The organism is Caballeronia sp. LZ008 (assembly GCF_031451435.1).
GTDB lineage: Bacteria > Pseudomonadota > Gammaproteobacteria > Burkholderiales > Burkholderiaceae > Caballeronia > Caballeronia zhejiangensis.
Map to the genome: position 1 here is coordinate 630,887 of NZ_JARUXK010000004.1, position 15,979 is coordinate 646,865.

12 protein-coding genes are annotated in these 15,979 nt (G+C 63.1%); 7 read left to right on the top strand and 5 right to left on the bottom strand.

Annotated elements, in window-relative coordinates; genetic code table 11:
• Positions 1-9: 9 nt before the first annotated feature.
• From nirD to QCE49_RS27680, 7 genes are all read left to right on the top strand, one after another.
• Positions 10-354: a nitrite reductase small subunit NirD gene (gene nirD / locus QCE49_RS27650; protein ID WP_008353596.1), complete on the top strand. Its 345-nt coding sequence runs from the start codon at positions 10-12 to the stop codon at positions 352-354.
• The gene (locus tag QCE49_RS27655; protein ID WP_175979215.1) at positions 351-1,610 is read left to right on the top strand and encodes an NAD(P)/FAD-dependent oxidoreductase; all 1,260 of its coding nucleotides are present in this window, start codon (positions 351-353) and stop codon (positions 1,608-1,610) included. The genes nirD and QCE49_RS27655 overlap by 4 nt, the downstream gene beginning before the upstream one ends.
• A 28-nt stretch (positions 1,611-1,638) precedes the next feature.
• Complete coding sequence (locus QCE49_RS27660) at positions 1,639-4,368, top strand: nitrate reductase (protein WP_250459861.1); 2,730 nt, start codon at positions 1,639-1,641, stop codon at positions 4,366-4,368.
• Between the two features lie 603 nt (positions 4,369-4,971).
• The gene (locus QCE49_RS27665) at positions 4,972-5,322 is read left to right on the top strand and encodes a hypothetical protein (RefSeq protein WP_175979217.1); all 351 of its coding nucleotides are present in this window, start codon (positions 4,972-4,974) and stop codon (positions 5,320-5,322) included.
• 123 nt (positions 5,323-5,445) lie between these two features.
• Positions 5,446-5,793, top strand: a complete 348-nt coding sequence (locus QCE49_RS27670) for a hypothetical protein (protein ID WP_008353591.1) — start codon at positions 5,446-5,448, stop codon at positions 5,791-5,793.
• Between the two features lie 144 nt (positions 5,794-5,937).
• Positions 5,938-6,909, top strand: coding sequence for a hypothetical protein (locus QCE49_RS27675; RefSeq protein ID WP_008353590.1), 972 nt, complete (start codon positions 5,938-5,940; stop codon positions 6,907-6,909).
• 144 nt (positions 6,910-7,053) lie between these two features.
• Entirely contained in the window at positions 7,054-7,680 is a 627-nt protein-coding gene (locus QCE49_RS27680) for a hypothetical protein (protein WP_175979219.1), read from the top strand.
• Positions 7,681-7,690: 10 nt separating this feature from the next.
• On the opposite strand, the gene QCE49_RS27685 is transcribed toward QCE49_RS27680, so the two are convergent.
• From QCE49_RS27685 to QCE49_RS27705, 5 genes are all read right to left on the bottom strand, one after another.
• Entirely contained in the window at positions 7,691-9,187 is a 1,497-nt protein-coding gene (locus tag QCE49_RS27685) for a heavy metal sensor histidine kinase (RefSeq protein ID WP_008353588.1), read from the bottom strand.
• Positions 9,184-9,897 (bottom strand): heavy metal response regulator transcription factor, encoded by a 714-nt coding sequence (locus QCE49_RS27690; protein ID WP_008353587.1) that lies wholly within the window; start codon positions 9,895-9,897, stop codon positions 9,184-9,186. The genes QCE49_RS27685 and QCE49_RS27690 overlap by 4 nt, the downstream gene beginning before the upstream one ends.
• 92 nt (positions 9,898-9,989) lie before the next feature.
• Positions 9,990-11,444, bottom strand: a complete 1,455-nt coding sequence (locus QCE49_RS27695) for an efflux transporter outer membrane subunit (RefSeq protein ID WP_250459859.1) — start codon at positions 11,442-11,444, stop codon at positions 9,990-9,992.
• Positions 11,441-12,682, bottom strand: coding sequence for an efflux RND transporter periplasmic adaptor subunit (locus QCE49_RS27700; RefSeq protein ID WP_250459857.1), 1,242 nt, complete (start codon positions 12,680-12,682; stop codon positions 11,441-11,443). The genes QCE49_RS27695 and QCE49_RS27700 overlap by 4 nt, the downstream gene beginning before the upstream one ends.
• Before the next feature lie 21 nt (positions 12,683-12,703).
• Positions 12,704-15,889 carry an efflux RND transporter permease subunit gene (locus tag QCE49_RS27705; protein ID WP_250459855.1) on the bottom strand — a complete coding sequence of 1,062 codons (3,186 nt, stop codon included), beginning with the start codon at positions 15,887-15,889 and terminating at the stop codon, positions 12,704-12,706.
• Positions 15,890-15,979: the final 90 nt, after the last annotated feature.

A 15,979-nucleotide genomic window follows, 5' to 3' on the forward strand; every position in this document is an offset into this window, starting at 1 on the left:
AAAAACATCATGAACGACCGTATCGAACAGGACTGGACCGCCGTTTGTGAACTCGACGATATCGTGCCGGATACGGGCGTGTGCGCGCTCGTGAAGGGCACGCAAGTCGCGGTGTTTCATGTCGCGGGCGAAGAGGCAGCCGTGTACGCGATCGACAACTACGACCCCCATTCGCAAGCCGCGGTGCTCTCGCGCGGCATCGTGGGAAGTCTGGGCGAGCGTATCGTCGTTGCATCGCCGATCTACAAGCAGCACTTCGATCTGCGCACGGGCGAATGCCTGGAAGCGCCGGAGCTTTCGGTGAGCGCGTATCGCGTGAAGGTCGCGGGCGGCAAGGTGTGGGTCGCGGCATGAAGACCGAATATGCGGTTGCGGGCATGGCGGCGTTGAAGCACGCCGCATCGCGCCAGCGGCTCGTGGTGATCGGCAACGGCATGGCCGGTATGCGTACGGTCGAAGAACTGCTGAAGATCGCGCCCGAGCTGTACGACATCACCGTATTCGGCGCCGAGCCGTACGGCAACTACAACCGCATTCTGTTGTCGCCGGTGCTCGCGGGCGAGAAGAGCGTCGACGACATCATTCTCAACACGCGCGAATGGTACGACGCGAACGGCATCACGCTGCATGCGGGCGATGCCGTGATCGAAATCGATCGTGCGCGGCGCGTCGTGCGTTCGGAGAAGGGCGTGGAAGCGCACTACGACCGTCTGCTGATCGCGACCGGCTCGAAGCCATTCATCATTCCGGTGCCGGGTTGCGAGCTTTCCGGTGTGATCGCATTTCGCGACATTCAGGATGTCGAAACGATGATCGAAGCGGCACGCGATCATCGGCACGCGGTGATCATCGGCGGCGGTCTGCTCGGGCTCGAAGCGGCCAACGGCTTGCAGCGGCAGGGCATGTCGGTAACGGTCGTGCACGCGAGCGGCAGCCTGATGGATCGTCAGCTCGACGCTACCGCGTCCGCGTTGCTCAAGCGTTCGCTCGAAGCGAAAGGCCTCAACTTCGCGATGGCCGCGCAGACCACGGAGATCGTCGGCGACGACCGCGTGCGCGCCGTGCGTTTCGCGGACGGCACGCAGATCGACGCTGATCTCGTCGTGATGACGGCGGGCGTGCGGCCCAACATCGCGCTCGCGAAAGAGGCGGGGCTGCACTGCGAGCGCGCCATCGTCGTCGACGACACGCTGCAGACTTTCGATCCGCGCGTGTATGCGGTGGGCGAATGCGTGCAGCATCGCTCGGCGACCTTCGGTCTCGTCGCGCCGATCTGGGATCAGGCGCGCGTGGCGGGCGCGCATCTCGCGGGCGCGGGGCATCGCCGTTACGTGCAGCGCGCGACGGCGACGAAGCTCAAGGTGACGGGCGTCGATCTGTATTCGGCGGGCGATTTCATCGGCGGCGAGGACAGCGAGGATCTCGTGCTGCGCGATCCGCGCCGCGGCGTGTACAAGCGTGTCGTGCTGCAGGCGGGACGCGTGATCGGCGCGGTGCTGTACGGCGACGTGAAGGACGGCGGCTGGTATTTCGATCTGATTCAGAGCCGCGCGGACGTATCGCATCTGCGCGGCAAGCTTCTTTTCGGCAAGACGCTTTGTGAAGCCTGAATACGGCCAAGGATAGAGAAACGTGAGCATGTCCATCATCCCCATTCAAACGGCTTCTGTTAAAACGACTTGCCCGTATTGCGGCGTCGGCTGCGGTGTGAACGCATCGCCGAAGAGCGCGACCGAAGTGTCGATCGCCGGCGATGAAACGCATCCATCGAACTTCGGCCGTCTGTGCGTGAAGGGCTCGGCGCTCGGCGAAACGATTGGACTCGAAGGGCGTCTGCTCAATCCGAAACTGCGCGACCGCCGCAGCGGCGCGCTTACCGATGCATCGTGGGCCGATGCCATCGGCACGGTTGCGAGCGGCTTTTCGCGCATCATCGCGGAGCATGGTCCCGACGCGGTCGCGTTCTATGTATCGGGTCAGTTGCTCACCGAGGACTACTACGTCGCCAACAAGCTGATGAAGGGCTACATCGGCAGCGCAAACATCGATACGAACTCGCGGCTGTGCATGTCGTCGTCGGTGGCGGGACACAAGCGCGCGTTCGGCGAAGACCTCGTGCCGATGAGTTATGAGGACCTCGAACTCGCGGACCTCGTCGTGCTCGTGGGATCGAACACGGCATGGTGTCATCCGATTCTCTTTCAGCGCATCGTGAAGATGAAGGAGAAGCGACCGGAGATGAAGATCGTCGTCATCGATCCGCGCTATACCGCGACTTGCGAAATGGCCGATCTGCATCTGCCGCTCAAGCCTGGCAGCGATGTGGCGCTGTTCAACGGCCTGCTCGCGTTCCTCGCGGAGCACGGCGCAATCGATGCGGCTTTCGTCGATGCACATACCAGCGGTTCCGACGACGCGCTCGCAGCGGCGGGTTCTTCGGATCTCGCGCAAACCGCGAAAGACTGCAAGCTCGATCAACACGATCTGATGGAGTTTTATCGTCTTTTCGCACGCACGGAGCGCGTGGTGACGGTCTATTCGCAAGGCGTGAATCAGTCGAGCGCCGGCACGGACAAGGTCAACTGCATCATCAATTGCCATCTGCTGACGGGGCGAATCGGCAAGCCTGGCATGGGACCGTTCTCGTTCACCGGCCAGCCCAACGCGATGGGCGGACGCGAAGTCGGCGGCCTCGCGAATACGCTTGCCGCGCATCTCGAGTTCGGCGATCCGCTGCATGGCGAGATGGTGCGGACGTTCTGGAATTCGCCTGCGATTGCAGAGCGCGCCGGATTGAAGGCCGTCGAGTTGTTCGATGCAATCGAAGCGGGCCGCGTGAAAGCCGTATGGGTGATGGGCACCAATCCTGTCGTCAGCCTGCCCGATGGCGATCGCGTGAAGCGCGCGCTCGAGAAGTGCGAGCTCGTGGTTGCATCGGACATCATCGAAAAGACGGATACGAACGCGTTCGCCGATGTGCTGCTGCCCGCGCTCGGCTGGGGCGAGAAGGATGGCACCGTGACGAACTCGGAGCGGCGCATCTCGCGTCAACGCGCGTTCATTCCGACGCCGGGCAAGGCGCGCGCGGACTGGCGCATCATCTGCGATGTCGCGCGGCGCATGGGCTTCGAAGGCTTCGATTTTGCGGGTCCGCATGAGATTTTCGACGAGCACGCACGGTTGAGCGCGTATCGCAACGATGCGTCGGCGGGCGTGCATCGCGCGTTTCATATCGGTGGACTGGCCGGGCTCGATCGCGCGCAATACGATGCGCTGCAGCCGACACAATGGCCGTTGCGCGAATCGGCAGAGGGAGGAACGGAGCGGCTCTTCGAAGATCACCGCTTCAGTCATGCAGATGGCCGTGCGCGCTTCGTAGCAACCGTTGCACGCGCGCCCGTGAATGCGCCCGATGCCGACTATCCGCTCGTGCTCAACACCGGGCGCGTGCGCGACCAATGGCACACGATGACGCGAACGGGCCGCTCCTCGAAACTCGCGGGCCATATCAGCGAATCGTTCATCGACATGCATCCGCAAGACGCGCTCGCATGCGGCGTGCGCGAAGGCGAACTCGCGCGCGTGTCGAGTCGCTGGGGCTCGATGATCGCGCGCGTGCAGCATGGCGGTGGCATGCCGCGCGGCAGCGTGTTCGTGCCGATCCACTGGAACGATCAGACCGCCTCCGACGCGCGCGTCGGTGCGGTGGTGAATCCCGTCGTCGATCCGGTTTCGGGCGAACCGGAGTTCAAGCACACGCCTGTCGCAATCGAGAAGTTTCACGTGACATGGCACGGCTTTTCGCTCTCTCGCGCCGCGCCGGACCTCGACATGGTCACGCACTGGACGCGCGTGCATGGCACGGGCTTCGTCCGCTATGAAATGGCGGGCCGTAATCGTTTCGATGCATCCCATGGCGATCATCACGATTGGGCGCGTGCGCTCTTTCATATCGACGATGAGCACGCTGACTGGATCGAATACGAAGACAAGAGCGCGGGCGTGTATCGCGCGGCGCATGTGGTCAATGAGCGTATCGAGAGTTGCGTGTTCATCTCCGAGCGGCCCGATCTGCCCGCGCGTGCGTGGCTCGCGACGCTGTTCGAAAAGGGACGCCTCGACGACGAGGACCGCGCGAGCCTCCTGCTCGGTCAGCCGATAGGCAAGGGCGAGGACACCGGGCCGACCGTGTGCTCGTGCTTCGGCGTCGGACGCAATACGATCTGCAACGCGATCCGCGACAAGGGATTGAAGACAGCCGCCGAAATCACCTCGTGCGTGAAGGCGGGCGGCAACTGCGGATCGTGCGTGCCGGAGTTGAAGAAGCTCATCGTTGAGACGGAAATGGCGCGTCTCTCCACGGTCTGATTCGTCCGTGGTCTAACGAACGAACGCGGGCGCATGTCGCCCGCGTTTCGCGTTTTCAAGCCTTCCGATTCCTGCGGAGATCTCCGGACAAACCCTCGGAAACAGGGCGTTTCCGGGCTATTGGTATGCTCGAATGAGCGCTCGCCAACCAAACTCCTTACGATTTATTACCACGTGAAATGGTGTGTTGGATTGCCAACGCATTCGCCGGTTCATCTTCCGTACAGTCACCTCAAAACACAGGCACTAAACAAACGGATGCCTGAAAACAACACCAAAAGGTAATACGGGGATTGCGATGAAGAACGCAAAACTATTCGAACAAGCGGAAGGCCAGCGCGCCACGATCCGCTCATCCCAGGCCAGCATCGACCTGTTGCACGAACGACGACTTCTGATCGACGTGCGAGCCTCATTCCCAGTCTGATTCGTCAAGCCGCCCCAAAGGGGCGTCCTTTCTCAAACGCTCGCTGATCCATCGAAGCCAGATTCGATCAGACGTCGGAGATAGGAATACTAACGAAACGATATTTGCTGTATCCGCTACATATCGGCGTCGATGTAGCTGGAATTGACTGTGCGCCTACACTTGGAGACCTCACCATGCAACGCAAACTGATCGCAGCAGCCGCCGTCCTCTCGCTCGTTTCCGCCGCTGCCTTCGCAACGGGCACGAACTCCAGCTCGAGCTCGACCTCGGGCGGCACGACCAGCGCAGCCGTGTTCGGCTTCGGCTCGTTCACCGCAACCAACGCGGGCGCCGCCAACGGCCACGCTTCGTCGATCGCCGGCCAGGGCTACGGCGTGACGGGCAACGCGACCAACGCGACGACGAGCCACATCAACACGTCGTCGGTGGGCGGCAAGGGTTTTGGCGGCTCGACGGCGACGGGCGTCTCGGGCGCCGACGCTGCCGCGAATGCCTGGAGCAAGCTGGGCGGCGGCTGGCGCTAAGCACACGGCGACGGACGGCGAACTTCGCCGCAACGGGGTTCGCTTTCCCGCAACCGATGTGATCCCGGTTCGAACAACAAAAAACGAAATCCAATCTTACCGATTCGATAAGGAATGCAAATCATGAAACGCACTCTGATCGCTGCTGCACTGCTCTCGCTCGTCTCCGTCGCCGCGATGGCCACGACCACGAACTCCAGCTCGTCCTCGACCTCGGGCGGCACGACGTCCGCTTCGGTCTCGGGCTTCGGCCGCTTCACGGCGACGAACTCGGGCACGGCCAACGGCAATGCGCAATCGATCGCCGGCAACAAGTTCGGCGTGACGGGCAACGCCACCAACGCAACGACGAGCCACACGAATACGTCGACGGTGAGCGGCTTCGGCCACGGCAACGCACAAGCGGGCGGCACCTCGGGCGCGGACGCAGCGGCCAATGCATGGAGCAAGCTGGGCGGCGGCTGGCGCTAAGCTGGTCGGCGACTCAAGGCAGGGGCGGCGTCATGACGAGCGTGCGCTTGCGGGATACCGCCTTTGCCGAACTCATAAAAATACTCTAAGTCGTCCGGGACCGTCATGCGCTGTGGCGTTCCCCTTTTCTTCCGGAGAACCAAAATGAACAAGACCACTCTGCAATTGGCATGCGCGGTGCTGTTTTGCGCCGCGCAACTCGCCCACGCCGACACCACCGCCAATTCCTCGTCGGGCTCGGTTTCGGGTTCGACGTCGACGGGCATCGGCCAGGGCGGCGGATCGAGCCTCAACAACATCGGCACGTCGGCGAATTCGACGGCCAACACCAGTTCCAATTCGTCGTCGGTCGGCGGCCTCGGCGTCGCGACGGCGAGCGGCGGCCGTTCGACCGCGCAGGGCGGCTCATCGAATGTGAACATCTCGCTGACGATGCCGCAACTGACGACATCCGGCACGGATGCAAGCGGCGCCGATGCGACCGGCAAGGCGGCCACGAGCGGCCCCGGCACGAGCGCCTTCGACACGCGCACGACGGTCGACTACAACCAGAGCTCGTACTCGGTCCGCACGACGCCGTCGATCGCCGCACCCTCGCTCACCACGACGCTCTCCGACACCTGCATGGGCTCGGCCAGCTTCGGCCTGTCGATCACCGGCTTCGGCGCGACCGGCGGCACGACGCTCGTCGATCAGGCTTGCGTACGCCGCCTCGATGCACGCGAATTCCGCGCAATGGGCCTGACCGATGTCGCGCTCGCGCTCCTCTGCCAGAGCGAAGCGAACCGCCGCGCCGTCGAGGCGACGGGTCATCTGTGCCCGGGCACGACCACGCCGCTCGCGAAATCGGGCGAGGACGCGGTGCTGTCGGATGACGAGAAGTATCGCGATCCGCTGGTGCGTGCGCGCCTCGGCCTGCCGGTGACCGCCGCCAACAATCCGGAAGTCAGCATGAAGACGCAGAACGAGGCCAAGCAGGCTCAGCCGGCGCCCGCGAAGCAGGTCGCGCAGCCGACGCCGGTCGCCGCTCGCGTGTACGATCAGGCTGATACGAATGGCGTCGAAGTGGCGAGCACGCCCATCGGCGAAAAGATCGAAGTCTCGCTGGTGAAGTGAGGAAGCAACAGGTCCAATGGCAGGGTGACGCCATGGAGCGAGAGAGACGCGCCTGAGCAATCGGGCCGTCTCTACCTTTGAAGGGTTGGCTTTTGAAAGACTGGTCCCGGAGAGTCAACCCTCGTTTTCCCGCTGAGGCATGCGATGAAGAGTCACAAGAAAATGGCGGCCATCGCGCTCGCGGCGAGTGCGACGGTCTCGATGATGCCGATGAGCGCGCGCGCCGATGCAAGCGCCGGCGTGATCTGGGCCGCGAACCCGGTCGGCGTGCAGTCGATGCCCGATGCGCAGGCGCTCGCGCTCTTGCCTTCGAGCGGCTACGTGCCCTTGCAGACGTCGGGCGGCAAGTGCCTGCTCGTCGCGCGGCGCGGAACGCAGATCGTCGCAGTGGAGTTGTCGCCGCTCGCGATCGGCGCGAAGGTGATCGGCTGGAAGCCGCAGCAGATCGACATGAGCACGGTCACGTCGAAGTGGGGCTACGTGCCGCCGCAATCGTCGATCGATACGAAGAGCTTCGGCAATCCCGTCACGAGCACGATCTCGGAAGCGAACAAGACGGATACGTCGAAAGGCGGATCGTATGCGCGCGCGAGCAGTTGGGGCAATGGCAACGTCGAAGCGCATAGCAGCGCGATCGCGTCGGCAACGGGCGAGACCGAAGCCGCCGAATCGGTGACGGTGAACGGCAAGACGTATCGCAAGTACAGCCACTTCAGGCCGGCGACAGCCGAAGCGCCGATGGCCGCATCGGATGAATACTTCTGTCAGTGATGCACGCGCTTCATGTCGTGGCGGACTTCCGTTCCACGACCGGCGGCACGGGCAAGGCGACGTCTTCGACGGGTCGCGATTCAGTGCCGAAACGCGCGACCGAGAACGAGAACGTGTTGACGCCGTTCTCGCTCGTCGCCGACACGGTGCCGCGATGCATCTCGGCCACCGCCTTCACGATGGCAAGCCCGAGGCCGTGATTCTCGCGGCTATTCGTGCGCGAACTTTCCGCGCGATAGAAGCGGTCGAAGAGATGCGCCATCACATGCGGCTGGATCGATTCGCCGGGATTGGCCACGGCGATGCGAATGCGCCCATGTTCCCGCGTGATGGCCACGGAAATCGTCGCGCCGGGCGCGCAATGCTGAATTGCGTTCATCACGAGATTGGACAGCGCACGGCCGAATAGCGACGTATTGACGAACGCGCGCGCATCGCCGTTCGCGACGGCGCGCACTCGCGCTTCTTCCAGCGGAATCTCGAGAAACTCCAGTGTGCGATTGACCTCCGCCGCGAGCGACACTTCGACGAGTCCCGTCGCGCGTTCGCCTTGATCGGCGCGCGCGAGAAACAGCATGTCGTTGATGATCGCGCGCACGCGTTCGAACTCCTCGAGATTCGATTGCAGCGTGTGACGCAGCTCGTCGATCGAACGATCGCGCGTCAAGGCGACTTCCGTCTGACCGATGAGAATCGTGACCGGCGTGCGCAATTCGTGCGCGACATCGGCGTTGAAGGATTCGAGGCGGCCATATGCGTGATCGAGCCGTTCGAGCGCGCCATTGAAGGACTTCGCGAGATCTTCGAGTTCCATCGGCAGCGCGCGCGTGTTCAGGCGTTGCGATCGATTGGTCGGACTCAGCTTCGATGCATCGCGCGTGAGGCGCGTGAGCGGTGCGAGGCCGAGCCGCGCGACCGAATAACTCAGCAGCAGGACCGCGACCGTGGCGAGCGCCATCAGCGCGGCGAGCGCGAGACCGAACGCGCGCATCGTATGAACGTTCGGCGAGCAATCGATCGCGACGAAGAGCTGCAGCGGCGGACGATCCCCGTTGGGCGGAATCGTGAGCGTGGTCATCAGCATGTCGTAGGCGCGATCTTCCGGACGGAAGTGAACGTAACCGCCCATCACGCGCTTGACGACGCGGCCCGCGGGCGGCGAGCCGTATTCATAGCGCGGATCGTTGCTGGACACGGCAAAGAGCGTGGAGCCGTCGCGCGGGGTGATGTCGGCGAGCTTCTCCTTCGCGATCTTCCATTTCTCCGGCGTCGATACATGCGTGACGATGAGCCGCGCAATCTCCGCGCGATTGTCGAGCGAGTCGCGCAAATGCTGCTCCAGTTGCACGCGCAGCACGAGAAAGAGTCCCGAGCCGACAAGCGCAAACACGAACAGCGCGACGAGCGCGAACATGACGGCGAGCCGCCGCGAAATGGAGCGTTGCGTGCGCGGCTCGCGCGCGTCGCGTGCCTCGCGTGGCGTCGACGATATCCACTGCGTGTTCATGATGGTCTCGCGTCTTCCCTTGCTTCGCGCGTGTCGCGAACTTCGCGCACTTCGAGCACATAGCCCATGCCACGCACGGTATGAAGCAGTTTGGTGCGGAACGGTCCGTCCAGTTTCGCGCGCAGCCGCTTGATCGCCGTTTCGACGACGTTCGTGTGACTTTCGAAATCGACTTCCCAGACGAGCTCGGTGATCGCGGTCTTCGAGAGAATGTCGCCGTGACGGCGCGCGAGCACCGAGAGCAACTGAAATTCCTTCGCGGTGAGGTCGAGCCGCACGCCGTCGCGTGTTGCGCGGCGGCCGATCAGATCGACATACAGATCGCCGACCGATATCAATGTCGATTCCTGCGCGCGCGTGCGGCGGGCGAGCGCATGCAGACGCTCGACGAGTTCGAGAAACGAGAACGGCTTCGTGAGGTAATCGTCCGCGCCTTCGCGCAGGCCGCGCACACGATCGTTGATGTGATCGCGCGCGGTCAGCATGATGACCGGCGTCGACTTCTGGAGGCGCAGCGCCTTCAATACCGCGAAGCCGTCGCGTCTTGGCAGCATCACGTCGAGCACGATCACGTCGTAGTCGTATTCGATGGCGAGATGCGTGCCTTCCTCGCCGTCCATCGCGACATCGACGACCCAGCCTTGCTCGGTCAACCCCGAGCGCAGGTAATCCACCACTTTGTGTTCGTCTTCGACTATCAGGACTTTCATGCCTGGCACCTGTGCGCGTTCAGTGTGTGTTTACCGCATTGTTCAACTGCTAACTATACGAGCCTCGCGGGCATCGTGCTTACGTTTTCTTTCTACTCGCCCGAAGTAGTTGCGTTCGCAAGCTTCTGATCGTCGTTCGATGCAGTGTCCCATCCGCCGCCCAATGCCTTCACGAGCGCCACCGATACGGTGCGCTGCTGTCCGCGAATCTGCACGTCCTGTCGTTCGCTCGTGAGCAATTGCTGCTGTGCGGTGATGACGTCGAGATAGGCGACGAGCCCGCCCGAATAACGATCGTTCGCGAGCGACAGCAAGCGTTGCGCATCGACGACCGCGGCGTGCGACTGTTTCGCCGCGCCGTCCAGCACCGACAATCCGACGATGCCGTCCTGCACTTGCTGAAACGCGCCGAGCACCGTCTGCCGATAATTCGCGACGGCCGCGACATAGCCTTCGTTCGCGAAATCGACGGCTGCCGAGCGCCGTCCGCCATCGAAGATGACCTGGCTTGCCATCGTCCCGATGGTCCACAAAAGGCTCGGCGCGGAAATCAGACTTGAGAATGCCGTGCTTTCCCAGCCGACCGTGCCGTTCAACGTGAGGCTCGGAAAGAACGCCGCTTTCGCGACGCCGATCTGCGCATTGGCCGCGGCCATCGCACGCTCGGCGGATGCGACATCGGGCCGGCGTTGCAGTACATCGCTCGGCACGCCGAGTGGAATCGGCGGAAGCGGGCGTTCGTTCAATTCAGGCGCGATCGAGAATTGCGGCGCGGGCGTCCCGACGAGCGCGGCGATCGCATGTTCGAATTGCGCGCGCTGATTGAGCAGCAGTTGCGCCTGCACGCGCGTCTGATCGAGTTGCGCTTGCTGCTGCAATACATCGAGGCCTGACACCGCGCCGAGATCGTGTTGCGCCTGCACGTAATCGAGCGCTTTCTTTTGCAGCACGACAGAACGATTCAGCACGTCGATCTCCGCATCGAGCTCGCGCATCGAGAAGTAGTCGCTGGCGAGATCGGTGGTCAGCACGAGACGCGCATTCGCGAGATCGTCGCGCGACTGATCCGCCGATGCATGCGCGGCCTCCTCTTCGCGACGGATGCGGCCGAACAGATCGACGTCGTAGTTGACCGTCGGCGCGAGCTTCAGATCGCTTTGAACGGTAGCGTTGCTCGGCGTCGCGTAGTTGGTGACTGGCCGGTTCTTCGAAATGCGCGAGCGCGACGCGTTTGCACCGAGATCGACTTCAGGCAGCGCCAGCGCGGATGTTTGCGCGAGCGTCGCGCGAGCCTGTGCGTAGTGCGCGCTCGCCGCGGCGAGCGTCTGATTCTGTGCGAGCGCCTGCGTTTCGAGACCGTTCAACGTCACATCGCCGAAGCCTTGCCACCAGTCGAGCGCGAGCGGCGCATGCGACGGCTCGCCCACGCGCCAGTACGAATCCGTCTTCCACGTAGGTGGCGTTGCGGCGACGGGCCGATGATAGTCGGGCCCGACCGTACACGCGGCAAGCAGCGAGACGAGCGTGATGCCAAGCGCGGTCTTCATGATGCGGCCTTGCTGCCCGACGCGGGCTGTCGTTGCGTTTGCTGCGGCGCGATCACGACGTGATCGCCATCGGCGATCGAATCGCTCGGGTTGATGATGACCTTGTCGGTCGCGTCGATTCCGCTCTCGATCTCGAGCGATTGTCCGAGATCCTGCGCGATCACGATCTTGCGCAGGCTCACATGACCGTTGCCATCGACGACCGCGAGACGTGGACCTTCGGAACGGAAGAGCAGCGCGTTGCCTGGCACGAGCAGACGCGCATGCGCGGTCGCGGGCACGGCGACCTGCACATACGCGCCGGGCCGTAGCCGCCCATCGGGATTCGGCAGCGTCACTTCGACTTGCAACGAGCGCGTGGGCACGTCGATCGCGCCGGAGATGTGGGTGATCTTGCCGTGGAACTGTTCGCCGGGCAGCTCCGCCTGCGTGACCGTCACGTCCTGTCCGACCGATACGTTCTGCGCATAAGCCTGCGGCAACTGCACGAACACGCGCAACGGGTCCGACTGGGCGAGCGCGAAGAGCGCGCGGCTCGTGCCGCTGCCCGCATCGATCAGATCGCCGACATCCACATTGCGCTGCGTGACGACGCCCGCAAAAGGCGCGACGATGCGCTTGAACGATTCGAGCTGACGCAGACGCTTCACGTTGGCATCGGCGGCCGCGAGATTCGCGACGTCCTGGTTGTACGTGCTCTGACGCTCGTCGAGTTCCTGTTGCGACACGGCATCGCGCTGACGCAATTGCTGCCAGCGTTCGAGCGAGCTCTTCGCGAGTCCGAGGCTCGATGCAGTCTGTTCGCGTTGCGCGACCGCTTGCGCAAGCTCCTGATCGATCTCGGGCGTGTCGAGATCGGCGAGCAACTGGCCTTGCTTCACGCGCGATCCGATATCGACATACCAGTGCAGCAGATAACCCGTCGCACGCGCATAGATCGGCGATTCGACGAAGCCGCGCAAGGTCCCCGGCAACGTCGTTTCGCCGCCGCCATCGGTCTCTTGAGGCATGACGACGTTCACGTATTGCTGCGCGTTCTGCTGCGTGCGCGCGGCGATGGAATGGCCATGCAGCACATCGGTGACGACCGTGCGCGCCGCGCCTATCGCGAGCAACGCGAGCACGATCACGAGCGCGATCTTCGCGCGTTTCCATTCGACGTTGCGCGGCGGCAGCGCGGGCCCTTCGTTCGGGTCGCGAGCGGGAATCGCAAGCGATGCGTGGTTCTTTTCAGTCATGTTCGTCGGGATGCTTTGATGTCAGTGTTGGCCGCTGCCGTCTTCATGTTGCGTGTTACCTCTTCGCGCGGCGCGCCGTGCAAGACGTGCGTGAATGCCTGCGAAGACGAGCGGCACGAAAAAGAGCGTGGAAACCGTTGCGAACAGCAGGCCACCGATCACCGCGCGGCCGAGCGGCGCGTTTTGCTCGGCGCCTTCGCCGAGGCCGAGCGCCATCGGAATCATGCCGATGATCATCGCGAACGCGGTCATCAACACGGGGCGTATGCGGCTCGCGCCCGCCTCGAGCGCGGCGGTGAGCGGCGGCATGCCCGCGTTCAGACGCTGTCGCGCGAACGAGACCATCAGGATGCTGTTCGCGGTGGCGACGCCCATCGTCATGATCGCGCCGGTCAGCGCGGGCACGCTCAGGTGCGTGGCGGTGAGAAAGAGCATCCAGATGATGCCCGCGAGCGCGGCGGGCAATGCGCTTACGATGATGAGCGGATCGATCCACGACTGGAAGTTCACGACGATCAGCAGATACACGAGCACGATCGCCATCGCGACGCCCAATCCGAGGCCGACGAACGACGTCCGCATCGTCTCGACCTGACCGCGCACGACGATCTGGCTGCCGCGCGGAAGCGTCTTCTGCGCTTCATCGACGAGATGATTCACCTGGCGCGCGACGCTGCCGAGATCGCGGCCTTCGACGCTCACGAAGAGATCGATCACGGGCCGGATGTTGTAGTGCGTGACCACCGCGAACTGATTCTTCGGCGAGAGGCGCACGAGATTGCCGAGCAGTTGCGTGGGACCGTTGAGCGATGCGGACACCGGCGTTCGCAGCAGTTCGTCGATCGATGAAATCTGATACTGCGGCGTCTGCACCGCGAGGTTGTATTCGACGCCGTTGCGCGGGTTGAACCAGAATCCCGGCGCGGTTTGCGAGCTTCCCGAAAGCGAAACCAGCACGTTCTGCGCGACGTTGCTTGCGGACAGATTGAGTTGCTGCAGGCGCGTGCGATCCATCTGCAAATCGATGGCCGGTTCGTCTAGCTTCTGCTGGATGTGCGTATCGACATTGCCGGGGATCATGCGGATCTGCTTCATCAGCTTGCTCGCGACTTCGAAATTCGCCTGGCCGTTCTGCCCTTGAATCTGCACGTCGATGGCGGCGGGCAAGCCGAAGTTGAGAATCTGCGTGACGATGTCCGCAGGTTGAAAGAAGAATTCGACGCCGGGAAAGCGGCGCGGCAGGAGCGCACGCAATTCGTCGATGTACTTTTGCGTCGGCGAATGATCCGCGTTGAGCGCGACCTGAATTTCGCCGTCGAGCGTGCCGATCGTTCCGGCATTGCTGTACGACAGGTTGATGCCGCTATAAGGCAGACCGAGGTTATCCAGTATCGTCGCGAGTTCGTCTTGCGGCACGATCTGGCGCACGACCTTTTCGACTTCATCCGCGAGTCGCGCGGTCTCCTCGATGCGCGTGCCGGTCGGCGCGCGCATGTGCAGGCGAATATCGCCCGCATCGACGCTCGGGAAGAAGTCTTCGCCGAGCATGAACACGAGGCCCGCCGACAACAGGCAGAAGCCGAGAAAGAGCGTCGCGAACAGACGCCGCTTCACGAGCAGGCTCGACAGAATCACGATATACGCGCCGCGCATGCGCTCGAAGCCGCGATCGAAGCGCTGATGCAGACGCACGAAGAGATTCGGCTTCGCCTTCGCATCGGGTGCGTGCGCGTGGCCCATCAACAGCATCGCGAGCGTCGGCACGAGCGTGCGCGAAAGGATGTACGACGCGAGCATCGCGAACACGACGGCTTCCGCAAGCGGCACGAACAGGAACTTGGCGACGCCGGTGAGAAAGAACATCGGCACGAACACGATGCAGATGCACAGCGTCGAGACGAGCGCGGGCACCGCGATTTCACCTGCGCCTTCGAGGATCGCGTCGTGCAGATTCGTGCCCATGTGCAGATGACGCTCGATGTTCTCGATCGTGACGGTGGCATCGTCGACGAGAATGCCGACTGCGAGCGCGAGGCCGCCGAGCGTCATGATGTTGATCGTCTGCCCGAGCGCATGCAGCACGATCAGCGACGAGAGAATCGAGAGCGGTATCGAGATCGCGATGATGCAGGTGCTGCGCCAGTTGCCGAGAAAGAGCAGGATCATCGCGGCGGTGAGCGCGGCGGCGATGAGCGCTTCGCGCACGACGCCTTGCACGGCGGCCTTCACGAACACCGACTGATCGAAGAGCGCGCTGATCTTCAGATCGGAAGGCAGCGACGCCCGCGCTTGCGGCAAGAGATCATGCAACGTATTGACGATGGACAGCGTCGACGCGTTGCCGTTCTTCAGCACCGAGATCAGCACGCCGCGATGCCCGTCCTGACGCACGATGTTGGTCTGCGGCGAGAAGCCGTCGCGGACGTGCGCGACTTCGCGCAGATAGGTCGTCGCGCCGTTGATCGTGCGAACCGGAATGTCGTTCAGGCCCGCGACGGTCGCGGGCGAACCGTTCATGTCGACCGTATATTCGCGCGGGCCGATCTTTGCGGTGCCGGTCGGAAGGATCAGGTTTTGCGCGTTGACGGCCTGGACGACATCGGTCGGCGTGAGTCCTTTCGCGAGCAGCGCGCGCGTGTCGAGATCGACGGAGATGAGGCGCGTCTTGCCGCCATACGGATAAGGCACGGCCGCGCCCGGAATCGTCACGAGTTGAGGGCGCAAGAAATTGAGCGCGGTATCGTTCAGGTCCTGCTCGGATTGCTTCGGACTCGAAAGCCCGAGCTGAATCACCGGAATGCTCGACGCCGAATAGCTGATGACGAGGGGCGGCGTCGCGCCCGGCGGCATCTGCTTCACTTGCGCCTGTTCGACGGCCACTGTTTGCGCGATCGCGGTCTGGATGTTCGCGGTGGGCTGCAGAAAGAGCTTGATGATCGCGATGCCTTGCAGCGATTGCGACTCGATGTGCTCGATATTGTTCACCGTGGTCGTGAGGCTGCGCTCGTTGACCGACGTGATGCGATTGGCCATGTCCTGCGCGGAAAGGCCTGTGTAGTTCCAGATGATGCTGACAACCGGAATGTCGATTTCGGGAAGCACGTCCACAGGCGTCGTCACGAGGACGAACGGCGTCGCCAGCAGGATCATGATGGCCATCACGATGAACGTGTATGGCCGCTTAAGCGCAACGTTGACTATCCACATTGAGTCGTTCGGAAGAAGCTGGGAGAGGGCGCTGCGAATGAGGCGAATGCAACGCGCGGGACGCAATGACGGAGCGGGGCGTGCGGTTCG

Coding starts and splice junctions, on each gene's coding strand:
- nirD (WP_008353596.1), top strand. CDS start 10: ATGAACGACCGTATCGAACAGGACTGGACCGCCGTTTGTGAACTCGAC.
- QCE49_RS27655 (WP_175979215.1), top strand. CDS start 351: ATGAAGACCGAATATGCGGTTGCGGGCATGGCGGCGTTGAAGCACGCC.
- QCE49_RS27660 (WP_250459861.1), top strand. CDS start 1,639: ATGTCCATCATCCCCATTCAAACGGCTTCTGTTAAAACGACTTGCCCG.
- QCE49_RS27665 (WP_175979217.1), top strand. CDS start 4,972: ATGCAACGCAAACTGATCGCAGCAGCCGCCGTCCTCTCGCTCGTTTCC.
- QCE49_RS27670 (WP_008353591.1), top strand. CDS start 5,446: ATGAAACGCACTCTGATCGCTGCTGCACTGCTCTCGCTCGTCTCCGTC.
- QCE49_RS27675 (WP_008353590.1), top strand. CDS start 5,938: ATGAACAAGACCACTCTGCAATTGGCATGCGCGGTGCTGTTTTGCGCC.
- QCE49_RS27680 (WP_175979219.1), top strand. CDS start 7,054: ATGAAGAGTCACAAGAAAATGGCGGCCATCGCGCTCGCGGCGAGTGCG.
- QCE49_RS27685 (WP_008353588.1), bottom strand. CDS start 9,187: ATGAACACGCAGTGGATATCGTCGACGCCACGCGAGGCACGCGACGCG.
- QCE49_RS27690 (WP_008353587.1), bottom strand. CDS start 9,897: ATGAAAGTCCTGATAGTCGAAGACGAACACAAAGTGGTGGATTACCTG.
- QCE49_RS27695 (WP_250459859.1), bottom strand. CDS start 11,444: ATGAAGACCGCGCTTGGCATCACGCTCGTCTCGCTGCTTGCCGCGTGT.
- QCE49_RS27700 (WP_250459857.1), bottom strand. CDS start 12,682: ATGACTGAAAAGAACCACGCATCGCTTGCGATTCCCGCTCGCGACCCG.
- QCE49_RS27705 (WP_250459855.1), bottom strand. CDS start 15,889: ATGTGGATAGTCAACGTTGCGCTTAAGCGGCCATACACGTTCATCGTG.